This window comes from Paraburkholderia solitsugae, from assembly GCF_013177695.1.
Taxonomy (GTDB): Bacteria; Pseudomonadota; Gammaproteobacteria; order Burkholderiales; family Burkholderiaceae; genus Paraburkholderia; species Paraburkholderia solitsugae.
Map to the genome: position 1 here is coordinate 1 of NZ_WOEY01000157.1, position 11,946 is coordinate 11,946.

An 11,946-nucleotide genomic window follows, 5' to 3' on the forward strand; every position below is an offset into this window, starting at 1 on the left:
GTCTACGCTTAACTCATGTCGTTACCTTCATGAGCCCAAGACTCGATTCCCGGTGAGGTGGCTCGTCCCCTTTCCGGGGCGGGAATTTCACCCGCTGAAAGCGCCGGGCTTAACCTGGCGCACCGAAAAAATAGCTAGCTCGCTATGCGCCTTGCATCTTCACGCGCTATTTTTGTTCTTCCAGGCCGTTGCCTGGTTCGATGATCGGCGACACGCGACCCACTTCGGCCCTTTGACGCGGCGTGACCACAACGGCAACTTCCAAGGTACAACGGCCATTCATGCGGTCATCTATACCGGCGGGGACCTCAGCCATACCAGCCGTCCATACGTTTGAAGTAGTGGCCATTGGACAATGTCCGTGTCCAAGCACCGGTCTTCCACCTGTCGCATTCGACCGACGCCTGCTACATCCCTACCAACTTCCCGATATAGCTCCGCCAGCTGCTATGCGACGGAATTGCTGAATCAAAATCCGCACTTGCCAAGGCGGCCACCTGACTGGCGCGTTCAGGAGCGGCTCAGTACGTCGACCAGCGAGGAACGAGCCGGCCGTTTTCGTCGAAACGGTACCGGCCGTCTGCCCAGCCCTCGCCAAAGAGCAACAGGACCCGGTCGTAATACGGCTCGGTTTTCTTCTCCGCCTGGGCTGCATCGAGCATCGAAGCAATTCGCTGGCGCTGTCCGTCCGCAACCACCGTGTCGCCCGTTGCCGCCAGGTAGGGCAAGAGCGCGCCCGAAAAACCCACCGGCCCGACGCCTTCTGTTACACCCGTTGCTGTCGCAATCCGCTCCGGCGGAACCTGCCCGGCCAGCGCGCCGCGCATGCCGCCGAGTGCCGCCAGCAGCGATGCGGCCAGCGGATCGTTTGGCGACGTCATACCTGCCCATAGATACACACGGATCGCGTCGTAGCTGCCAACATCGCCCTTTACTGGATCAACGATAGTGCCGTGTTCGTTCTGCCACGCGAGCCAGTCTGGGGCGAAGCCGTGTGGCGACGCGCTGGCGACGATGTGCACCGCGTTTTCGGCAATACCTGCCCACGGACCCTGCGGATCCTCGAGTGCGAAGCGCCGCAATACCGGCAGCGGCAGGTAGCTAGGGTTCAGGCGCCAGGTTCCGCTGCCTGATGCAAAGCCGTATTCGCCCGGTAGCACCATGGGACCGATGCCCGGTAGATTGACCACTTCCCGGCGTTTGATCTGGTCCAGTAGCGCATCACCGCCTTGCGTGTATCGGGGGGCCTTCCACAAACGGCCTGCCTCGAGCAGCGCATACGCGATCCATGCGTCGGAGTCGGACGCGGAGTTCGGGTCCAGCACGCCATAGCTGCCATCGGTTTTGCGGCCCCATTGCCACGCGGGCAACTGCGTATCGAGATGGCCAGCGGCGAGATTCGCGTCGGTCCAGCCGAGTACCCTGTCGAACGTGGCGCGATCGTTCGCGACGAGCGCGAAGAACAGCGCGTACGACTGCCCTTCGGACGTGCTCTGCTGCGTGGGCGTCGTGAAATCGATCACGCGCCCGTCGGCCTGCATCTGCGAGTCGACGAATGCGTTCCAGGCCGGCCACTCGCTGTCAGCGGATCCAGCCCCGAACGCAGTGGACGACAACGTGCTGCTCAGGCAGAGCAGCACGCCAGCGCCAAGAAAGAAGCGCCGCCGCGTTCGCACACTCACCGGTGCGGCCCCCGCACCAATGCCTGCGATCACGTCAACGATACGAGCAAGTGTCGGCATCCTGGTTATGGTTATCGTCGAGCTGCAGGTAGAAATTGCGCGAATTGCGCGGCACGTCGCGGCTGGATACCGCAGCCGCGCAACCCGAAGAAGTAGCGCACGACCGCGAGCGCGGTGATCTGTCTGCCCGGGCCCGGCGTCACGTTCGTGTCCGCAAGCGCGCCCGGCTACCATCGCGACGAGAGTTTTACCACAGGCCGCCAGCTGTGCGTGCTGTAACCCGTTTGCGATGTCATCGGTGAAAACTATTCGAATGGCGTAATCCGCAGTTAGGCGCTAATCTCATACGAATCACCGCAGTGCCAACCGTACAGGTATTCGGGCATGCAGCATAAAATCCATGGGATTATCGCTCTCGCACTGCTGGCGGCGCTCGCCGTACTGGCTGTTCTATCAGTCGGCCTGCCTCACTCCGTAGCCAACGCACTACTCTTCATTGCGCTGTTCGGGTTGCTCGCCCTTGTGCAGACGCCTGCCACGCGACCGTTGCTGCTTACCGTTAGCGGCTTCGTCATCGTCCGGTACATTGCGTGGCGCTTCGAATCGTTCCCGATCCATGGCGACCTGTCCACGAAGATCGCCGCCGCAGCCCTGCTGGCGGCCGAACTCTATTGTATGGGCGTAGTGCTGCTCGGCTATTTCGTCAGTGTCCGGCCGCTTGAGCGTCAGCCGCTGCCGCTGCCCGCCGATCCCGACTTGCTTCCATTGGTCGACGTCTACATTCCGACCTACTCGGAGCCGCTTTCGGTCGTTGCCCCAACCGTGTGCGGCGCAGTCGAAATCGACTATCCAAAAGACCGCTTCCGCGTCCACGTGCTCGACGATGGCTTCCCTCGATCCAAAACCGCGAAAAGCCTCGCGCAGCGGCAGGCACTCGCCGAACGTGCCGAGCAGTTGAAGGCATTATGCGCAAGGCATGGCGCCATCTATCTGACTCGCGAATCGAACGAGCACGCAAAGAGCGGCAATCTGAACGCGGCATTGCAAAGCACGACGGGCGAGTTGATTGCCATTCTCGATGCGGATCACGTGCCGACGCGCGATTTTTTGCGCGCTACCGTCGGCTTTTTCATGCAGGATCCGAAAGCCGCATTGGTACAGACGCCGCATTTCTTTACCAACCCGGACCCGCTCGAGAAGAACCTCGGTCTGTTCAACCAGATGCCGGCGGAGAACGACTTGTTCTACCGTGTCGTTCAGCCGGGCCTGGATACCTGGAATACGTCGTTTTTCTGCGGCTCCGGCGCAGTCGTCCGGCGTGCCGCCATCATGGAAGTCGGCGGATTCTCGACGGACTCCATTACCGAAGACGCTTCGACTTCCGTCAAGTTGCATCAGCGAGGCTGGCGTTCGGTGTATTTCGGCCGGCCGATGGTCGCAGGTCTGCAGCCTGAAACGATTTCGGGCTTCCTCGTTCAACGCATCCGCTGGGGCGTCGGTATGATGCAGATTCTCATGAAACAGAATCCCTGGCTCATTCGGGGGCTGACGCCGGCTCAGCGGTTCTGCTATTTTTCGGTCGGTCTCTTCTGGTTCTTTCCGTTCGCCCGCCTCGTCACTTTCCTCGTGCCGATTATCGGCATCGTGTTCAAGCTGCAGATGTATCCAGGTGGGACGGACAACCTCCTCAGCTACACGCTTCCATTTCTCGTCGTCGCGCTTTTAACGGCCGAGCGGCTGAACGGACGCTTCCGGCGCATCTTTTCCTCCGAGCTCTACGAAACACTCCAGGCGTTTTACATGCTGCCGGCCCTCCTCTCGGCTCTCGCGCGCCCCAGCGCCCCGACGTTCAGCGTCACGCCAAAGGGAGAGCAGAGCGAAGCAGACTTCATCAGCGAATTCCGTCTGCCGTTCTACGGCATGTTTGTCTGCTGTGCGATCGGCCTTCTTTGGGGCATTGTCCGCATGGTCCACGAACCGGAGTCGCGCCCGATCCTCGCGGCGGGTGTGCTCTGGATCTCCTTCAATCTTTTTCTGAGCTTCGGCGCGCTCGGCGCGCTGTTCGAGAAAGCACAGCGCCGCGCGCGACCTCGCATCGACATCGACGAACCGATCATCGTCTCCGGTGAATTCGGCGAACAGGAAGTGCTGCTCCTCGATGCCAATGAACTGGGCTTGCGGGTACGCGTTCCCGACGGCCTGGTACTGGATCGATTCGAAGTCAGGTTCCAGCATCACCTGCTGGCCGCGTATGTCATCCCCCCCTTCAATGCGGCAAGTAACGATTATGTCGCGCTTTACGCACCCCGGTCGCCGGAAGAAGAACGGGCTGCTGTCGTCCTCGCTTACGGCGACAGCGACCGTTGGGTGCGACAGTGGAAGCGGCGAGAGGCGTCGGCAAACTTCATCAAGTCCCTGTTGGGCATGCTCGCCATCTCGCTCAAAGGCGCCCATGCCCATGCGCGCCACGTCGTCCGCAAAGGCTTTCATGGCTAACTGGCTCGTTCGCGCCCTTGCCGCGTGCCTGCTCAGCCTGGCCACACTGTCCGCAACCGCGCAGATGGTGACACGGTCGTTTTCCTCGCTCCGCTCAACAGGCGGCGCAGCCGCCGCCGCGCATGCGCTCATCGTCGAACTCTCTCCACGCGAAGCACTGAGCGGGGTGCATCTCCGTATTGCGTCAGTTGCTGCGCCACTGGCCGGGGCCCGGTACGTGGTCTGGGTGAACGGCGCACAGGCGGCCGAGGTCGATGCGAACGAAGCCGAACAGACCCTCCCGCTTTCGCCGGGCGCCTTTGTGCCCGGCACCAACAGCATCCAGTTGGCGCTTGTACCGCGCTCGGCGGCGATCAGCGCCGCGACCGCGCTCGCCAACGTTGCGCCCGTCGACGACGCGCGCTCCTCGGTGTCGCTGGACTTCGCCGGGCTGCGCCCCAATACGGCCCCGACATTGGCGCAGCTTCCCGTGGCATTTGACGGGAGGGCATGGATGCCGCGCACCGTGACGATCGAGTTGGGACGGGATCCCGCATCGCCGGAGCAACTGCGGGCGACGGCGCTCGCAGTGCAAGGTATCGCTGCGCGTATGCGGCAGGTGGATGTGAAGGCCGCTTATCAGAATGAAAGCCCGATCGTCGCGGAGGACCATGATCTGGCTTCGTGGGCTATCGCGCCGGGCGCCGCGCGCGCCGGCGACGTCCTGCTTGTCGGCACACGTGCAGCGCTCGCGGATGCATTGCCCGCTGCGGTGGCGAGCGCGATTACCGGCTCGTTTCTCGGCGTCTATTCCGCCAACGAGGGCAAATCCGTGATTGTCGTGCTCTCGGGTGTCACCGATGCCGATTGCGTGCATGCTGCGCAGGCGTTCGCAGACCCGGCCATGGTGTTCCCGGCTCGCAGCGCGATCACGCTCGGCGACGCGACGGCCGTTCACGCGCCGCAAACGCATCTCGCCGTCGCGCTGGGACAGGAGCACTCCGCGCTCGTGCGCGCCGCGCTGAATTTCGCTGCGATCCGGGTTCGGGCAACGGGCGCGCTCGTCGACTTTACGTTCACGTTCTCCGGCGACAGCGCACACACCGATCTCTTTTTTGGTCGAGATGCCGAGCTTGCCACACAGTTGCGTCGCCAACTGCCGGTTTATCCGCCCTTGCAACCGGGGCAAGCCGTGTCCCTGCCGGGCAGTCTCGGCGCGCAACGGATCGTCGCAGTGCTCGGCAGCGGCGATGCGTCGGTGGCCCGTGCCGTCGACATGTTGCGCCAGCCGGCCACATGGTCGCTCTTTACCCGGGGGGCGACGCTTTTCGACACGGCGGCGGAGTCGGCCGTACCGGTTGCGGTCGCGAGGCGCTCGCCCGTCGCCGCGCTCCGGCTGCTGCTGATCGACCCCAAGGTGTTCTGGTCCGTTCTTGTCGCATTGCTGATCCTTTTATTCATCTTCCTGAACGTCGCGTTGAAGGCGCAGGTGGCGAAACGGCTTGACGCCGGTAACCATGCGTCCTCGTCGCGTACGCCTCTAAAACGATAAACATGAATCGCACGCTCATTGCAGCAGCCGTCGGCGTTGTCTTCTCGTGGCAGGGCCTCGCATTTGCGGCAGAGCTTGCCCCTTTGCCGGGCTCAAGCCCGGTTTCCGCCACGCCGGCCTCGGGACCGGGCGGATGGGGCGATTCGCCCGCCGCGCAAGGCTCCGTCAAGCTGGCCGAGCCGCCCGCTCCGCAAAACCCCGCCAAGCTCGGGCAGCCGGCCGTACCCAAGGCCGTCGCCCGCCGACGCACGCAACAAGCGCCGAAGGCGTTCGACACTGCACATCAGGCAAGCACACTGCGAGGCGAGGCGTCCGTCTGCACGAGACTTCCGGAGAAATGGGATCACGCGCAAGCGCTCGCCGACGCGGGCCGCACGACGCAAGCCTATACGCTCTACCTCGAACTGCTTCGCGCGTGTTCGGATCCCGGCGAACTCGCAGGTACGGCCTGGAAGGCCGCGAAAGCGCTGCCCCCGGCAGAGGTCGACCGCCTCCTCGCGGATCCTGTGTTCGACAAGCTGTCGTTACGCAAGGTCCGCGCCGACCTGCGGCTGCAGCGCATGTACGCGGAGAATACGGCAGGCGACTACACCGGTGCGCTCACGTACTCGCGCGAACTGCGCGCGGATTCGTCCGTCCAACTCGATGCATCGGCACTGGAGGTATCGGGCTGGCTCGAAGATCGCGCCCATGACGACCAGGCCGCAGAGCGCCTGTTTCGCGGAGCCTTGAAGACCGCAAAAGATCCGGCGTCGGCGCGGCTCGGGCTGACGCTGTCGCTCATGCATCAGCAGCGGCTCGCGGAAGCGGAAGTCGAATCGCGCGACCTGGCAACACCAGACGGTAAGCGTCTGCACGCTGCCATCGAGCTTGCCCTTGCCAAAGAGTCGGGGGACCCGGCGCAGGTCGACGCCGCGCTCAAGCTCGTCGACGAGACAGGCGACGCGACCGATCCGGCGACGCGCGCGCTCGCGGGATGGGCGTTGCTCAACAGCCGGCGCACGCAGCGAGCCGAACAGATCTTTGCGAAGCTCCATCAGGAAGTGCCCGACAACGAAGAATATCTACAGGGCCTGGCGTTTTCTTCCGCCGCCAACCGCGACTACCAGACGCTCAGTACGCTTGTGGGCAACAATGCCCCGGGCACTCCGCCACTCGCCCGCCAGATGCTGGCGGAGCACGATGAAAGTCTTGGCCTGTACGATCATGCGCGAGCCCTGACGGGACATCCGTCCGAGGGACAGGAACCGGCGTTGCAATCGCTGTTTACCGTAGACCGGAAATCCGGTACATCCGGGCAAGACAAGCTGACGGTCTGGACCATCCCTCAGCTATCGGTCACATTGTTGCCGACTCCGTCGTTGTCCTTAAGTATCGACGGGACGGTGCTACGCCTCGATAATGGCCAGCAACACGCCTGGGGCAAGCAACTGGGCGGCACAGTCAGGACCGATCTCGGACAAGGGGTGCTGATCGCGGGCGCGGCAGTCGAAGCGCCGGGTGAAGGCTCGACGCAGGTATTTGGCAAAATCCAGTACCAGCAAATCGCCGAAAACGAGGAAGAGTTTGTACGGATCGCTGCCAGCCGCGACGGCATCTACGACTCGCTTCGTTCCTACGAGGGCGCGCCTTCGGAAACGGGGCCCGCCGTATCGTCCTCGCTCGAGATCGCTGCGCGTCAGGCAATCGGGCGCAGCGCATTCCATGTTGGTGAAACGCTATCCGGCGGCGCCGTCACGGCGAGCGGAACGGCTGTCAACCCGTTCTATGCCGCGAGCGTCTCGCTCACACGAGACTTCCACCTCAAGGGCTGGAGCTGGCTCAATGCCGGACCGGAGGTACGCATCAGTTCATACCGCTACGACGCGAATCGGTATACCGGCCCCTACGCGGGCTACTGGAGTCCCAAATCGAACCGTGAGGCGGGAGTCGTCTTCTACGCCCAGTCGGACGAGGGCGGCCGGTTCCTCTTCAAGACTGGCGGCCGCGTCGGGTATGCGACACGCGAACTCTTCACCGGCCGCGCATCGGGGGCGTTCGGAGAGGACACCACAACTATGGCCGGACTCGTTTCGCGCAATCTGATCGTCGGCGCGGGCGTTGGCTACCGCGCCTCGCCCGGCTATCAGGACATGAGCATCTTTGCCTGGGTGAAAATTCCGTTCGAACCACGCGGCCACCTTCGCGCCGCCGATCTTGTCACCCCGCGCGGCTTCTAGCGTGTTGCGCGGGCGGCAAGCGAAATGCCAGGTTACGACAAGCGCCCTGGCGTCGTACAACGCCTCGTCGGCCTCCTCTACCGCTATCTGACGTCGTGCTGCAAATATTTGTGGGCGAACGCGATCGCCATGCTGCCTTCGCCAACCGCTGAAGCGACGCGCTTCACCGGGCTCAATCTCACATCCCCACAGGCAAACACGCCAGGAACACTCGATTCGAGGAGGTAGGGATCCCGGCTATGGGACCAGCGTCCCGCCTTGACGACGTCGTCGCCGGTGAGAACATATCCGCGCACATCGCGTGCGATTTCCTCCGGCAACCACTCCGTCTCTGCATCGGCGCCAATGAACACGAACAATGCACCACAGTCGTGTCGTCGCACCTCTGCGCTCAACCCATCGCGTACGTCGATCGCTGTCAGATGGGTATCGCCGTGCGCACCGACTATTTCCGATCGCAGTTGCACCCCTACGTTTGACTTCCCACGAAGCTGCTCGACGAGATAGCGAGACATGCTCTTCTCCAGCGAATCGCCTCGCAGGACAAGCGTAACCATGCGCGCATGATTGGCAAAGTACAACGCTGCCTGGCCGGCCGAGTTTCCACCACCGATCAGATAGACGTCGAGGCCGTGAGTCGCGTTCGCTTCGCTGCGTGACGCGCCGTAGTAAATGCCTTTACCGATAAACCGGTCGAAGCCGTCGATCGCGAGGCGGCGCCACGTGACGCCAGTCGCGAGAATGATCGTTCGCGCCCGGATGACGCCACCTCCGTCGAGCTGAACGCTACGGCCGGCGACATCGATTCGAGCGACAGACCGTGTCACCAGAATCTCTGCACCGAGCCGCCTTGCCTGCTGCAGTGCACGGCTCGCCAGTTCGTCGCCCGACACGCCGTTGGGGAAGCCGAGATAATTCTCAATACGCGAGGAGGTCCCGGCCTGCCCGCCTGGCGCTTCGCGCTCCAGCACCACAGTACGCAAGCCTTCCGACGCACCGTACACTGCCGCAGCGAGACCGGCCGGCCCGCCACCAATGATCATCGTGTCGTATTCGGCGAGGCGAGGCTGTGTCTGCAGACCTAGCAACTCCGCAAGCTCTCGTGTCGTAGGTCGGCTCAGCACCGTCCCGTCGACCAGTCGCAATGCCGGGCAATCCTGCTCTGGCGGACAGGTTCCAGGCCAGTGCGCCGCCACTTCGGGCGCATCCGGTGTTATCCAGTCGTAGCTGATCTGGTTGCGGGCGAGGAACTGGCGCAACGCGGTACAAGCGGTGTCCCAGCGACTTCCAATCATGGTCACGCGGGCCTTGGGCGGCTCGGCGGAGAGGCCCTGCAGTCCGCCAATGCGCTCGCGCGCAAGGGCGCCCATCTTGAACGCAATGTCCGGCGACGCCGCAGCAAGTACGTAGTAACGCTGGGCGTCCACGCGCATGACACGCGACGGCTCCGCGGCCCGATAGGCGCCCGGAAACGGGCAACTCAGCGCGAGCGGCACTTCGCCAAAGATGGTTCCGGGCAGACGCCATCCCAGCGTGCGCTCGATACCGTCGAACGTCTTGATGACTTCCATCTTGCCGGCCAAAACGGCGTACAGCGCGCGCTCTCCACCTTCATGGACCGCGAATTCACCTGCGCACAGATGAAGGTCCGCGGACGTGTGCGCGAGATGCTCCAGTTCGTTGTCGGGGAGTGTTGAGAACAGTGGAATCGCCCGGATGTCGTCGATTGTCAGCATGGCTTCGTCCAAACAGGCAATTGAGGTGAAGCTCGGTCCACTTGGTTTCACGTCGCCCGCCTGGCCAAAAGAACATGCGCAAGCAGACGGCTCAGCCCCTGGCGTTCGATCCGAGGCGGGCACAACGCCGTTAGTCTGGCCGCACCGAATGCACCAATACCGCTCGAATAGTTATGCGAACGCATACCACAGTTGCGCGATAGACAGCAGGCAGACCAAGCCAGTATATGACTTTCGGATGCGAATGGTTATTCACTGGGGCCAGTTCCCCGGTCCAAGCGCGGCGATAGCGTTCGCCGCTCCTCCGAGGCAACTGAGGTCGGAGGTCCGCTTTGTGCCTCACGACACGAATGACGGTTCGTGGCCGATCCCGGAAGTTCGGCGGCGAACCGTGGCCGGGTAAGCCAGCCTCGCGTCGAACTCCGGGGGGCGGCCCGTTTGCATCAATACCGAACGCTACTCGCAGTCACCAGAGGCAAGGCTTGCGTCGCTTGTCCGTCGACCGTGGCCCCGGCGTAGATAAAACCCGGCGAAAGATGAGCGTTGATGTCAGCGGGGAAGTTCAGCGCGGGCTTCGTCACCTCGTCGAGCATCGCGATCTGCGTTCGCGTCACTCTGCGTCCGGTTCTTCGTTCAAGATGAGCAGATCACGACGGTTCACTTGCGCCAGACCCTCCGGGTGCAGTTGCAGGCGCAGTCAGGTCTTCGTCTGAACGCGGGTATGCCGCCCCCGTGCCGGCCGGCACGCTGCTTGATCCAACTGATGTTTCGCTACCTCAGTGCAGCGTTTGGTAGCGTTGCCCTATAATAGGGTAAGGGTTACTCGGATCGCGGCCCCTTGCGGTCGTGCCGCAGAGGCACAGCAGCACCGTTCAGCCAGCTTCACGTCGAACCTCAGTTGAAGTCTGGCCTCAACAGTCGATTTTTCAGCGTAATCGTTCGAAAACGACGCCGTTTTTCAACAGCATGTCGAGGAGCGGCGATGTCAAAATCGCATCATCCCAAAGAGAATCACCTGCTATCGGTCTTACTGGAGGCAGAGTGGAAGCGCATCGAACCGCATCTCATGCCGGTCGATATGCCGCTGGGACAGGTCGTCTACGAATCCGGTGACCGCCTCGATCACGTCTATTTCCCCACCACCGCCATCATCTCGCTGCTGTACGTCATGGAAGATGGCGCGTCCGCCGAGATAGCGATTGTCGGTAATGAAGGGCTCGTCGGTATCGCGCTCTTTATGGGTGGCGAAACCACGCCCAGCCGCGCCGTCGTGCAAAGCGCAGGGCACGCCTACCGGCTGGACGCACGCATCCTGAAGGAAGAGTTTCATCGCGCCGGCCCCGTGCAGCGGCTGCTGCTGCGCTACACCCAGGCGCTGATTACCCAGATGGCGCAAACCGCCGTCTGCAACCGGCATCACTCCATCGATCAACAGTTGTGCCGCTGGCTGCTCCTGAGCATTGATCGATTGCCGTCCAACGAGTTGAAGATGACTCAGGAACTGATTGCCAACATGCTTGGGGTGCGCCGGCCCGGCGTCACCGAAGCCGCCACGAAGCTCCAGGATGCAGGCTTGATCCGCTATAGCTATGGCCATATCGAGGTACTGGATAGACCGGGGCTGGAGAAGCGTGTCTGCGAATGCTACGGCGTCGTGCGACGCGAATTCGACCGGCTGTTACCCGATCTGCGCGCAATCTAGCGTGGGCAGGACAAACAGGTCACGGCCTTTCGTGATGGCTCGTGACCCGTAAAGGCCGGATACCCTCCGGCATTGGTGCTTATGGTGCGGTCATTCGCTCACGCGGCAAAGCCGCCCTCTCCTTCGACCAATAACCCTCCCTGCCGTAAAACTCGTACAGTGCCGTTTCGTAATCCCGGTTGACCGGAATCGCATCGTCGTACGCTGGGCTTTGCTTGATCGCATCGCGCGTCAGCGTCGTGGAAACGGTTGAGCCGAACCAGTCGATCAACTCGATCCATTCTGTCGCCAGCAGGACTTCCTTGCCGCCAGGCCACCAGTTGCGCGTATCGACGGTCAGGTAGCGTATGACCCAGGCTTCATCGTCGAAGATGAAGCCGGAAACGTGACCAATGGTGCCGTCGATCGTTTCGATGTGGTAACCCTTCACCGCTTCGGTGCTACGCAGATGGGTGTCCGCCGGCGGCTCATCGGCCTCCGGGTCCGGGTCGACAAGCGGAGAAACGCCCAATGGCAGCGCCGCCGTCGCCGCGGGTCCGTCGAAGGCGGGATAGGCCCCCATCCCCCACACGTTTGCCCC

The 11,946-nt window shown here is 62.7% G+C and carries 9 protein-coding genes; 5 read left to right on the forward strand and 4 right to left on the reverse strand.

From position 1 onward, the window contains the following. A partial coding sequence (locus tag GNZ12_RS44040) for a hypothetical protein (RefSeq protein WP_216673539.1) occupies window positions 1-337 on the forward strand: 337 nt, incomplete at its 5' end. A gap of 184 nt (window positions 338-521) precedes the next feature. Here the strand turns inward: GNZ12_RS44040 and bcsZ are convergent. Beyond that, a complete protein-coding gene (bcsZ, locus tag GNZ12_RS38900; protein ID WP_172317640.1) occupies window positions 522-1,742 on the reverse strand; it encodes a cellulose synthase complex periplasmic endoglucanase BcsZ in 1,221 nt (406 codons plus the stop codon). A gap of 324 nt (window positions 1,743-2,066) precedes the next feature. On the opposite strand from bcsZ, the gene bcsA reads away from it, so the two are divergent. The 3 genes from bcsA to GNZ12_RS38915 are packed head-to-tail and all read left to right on the forward strand — an operon-like array spanning window position 2,067 to window position 7,928. Beyond that, window positions 2,067-4,178 carry a UDP-forming cellulose synthase catalytic subunit gene (gene bcsA / locus GNZ12_RS38905; protein ID WP_172317642.1) on the forward strand — a complete coding sequence of 704 codons (2,112 nt, stop codon included), beginning with the start codon at window positions 2,067-2,069 and terminating at the stop codon, window positions 4,176-4,178. After that, window positions 4,171-5,709, forward strand: a complete 1,539-nt coding sequence (locus GNZ12_RS38910) for a hypothetical protein (protein WP_172317644.1) — start codon at window positions 4,171-4,173, stop codon at window positions 5,707-5,709. Before bcsA ends, GNZ12_RS38910 begins: the two co-directional genes overlap by 8 nt. 2 nt (window positions 5,710-5,711) lie before the next feature. Beyond that, the gene (locus GNZ12_RS38915) at window positions 5,712-7,928 is read left to right on the forward strand and encodes a tetratricopeptide repeat protein (protein WP_172317646.1); all 2,217 of its coding nucleotides are present in this window, start codon (window positions 5,712-5,714) and stop codon (window positions 7,926-7,928) included. 83 nt (window positions 7,929-8,011) lie between these two features. Here the strand turns inward: GNZ12_RS38915 and GNZ12_RS38920 are convergent, their stop codons facing one another. After that, window positions 8,012-9,664: an FAD-dependent oxidoreductase gene (locus GNZ12_RS38920; RefSeq protein WP_172317648.1), complete on the reverse strand. Its 1,653-nt coding sequence runs from the start codon at window positions 9,662-9,664 to the stop codon at window positions 8,012-8,014. Window positions 9,665-10,107: 443 nt separating this feature from the next. Further along, on the reverse strand, window positions 10,108-10,278 hold the full coding sequence (locus GNZ12_RS38925; protein WP_172317650.1) for a hypothetical protein: 171 nt from the start codon (window positions 10,276-10,278) through the stop codon (window positions 10,108-10,110). 368 nt (window positions 10,279-10,646) lie between these two features. On the opposite strand from GNZ12_RS38925, the gene GNZ12_RS38930 reads away from it, so the two are divergent. Next, window positions 10,647-11,366: a Crp/Fnr family transcriptional regulator gene (locus GNZ12_RS38930; RefSeq protein WP_172317652.1), complete on the forward strand. Its 720-nt coding sequence runs from the start codon at window positions 10,647-10,649 to the stop codon at window positions 11,364-11,366. A gap of 79 nt (window positions 11,367-11,445) precedes the next feature. On the opposite strand, the gene GNZ12_RS38935 is transcribed toward GNZ12_RS38930, so the two are convergent. After that, window positions 11,446-11,946 (reverse strand): PRC-barrel domain-containing protein (locus GNZ12_RS38935; RefSeq protein ID WP_216673540.1); only part of this gene is annotated, 501 nt, incomplete at its 5' end.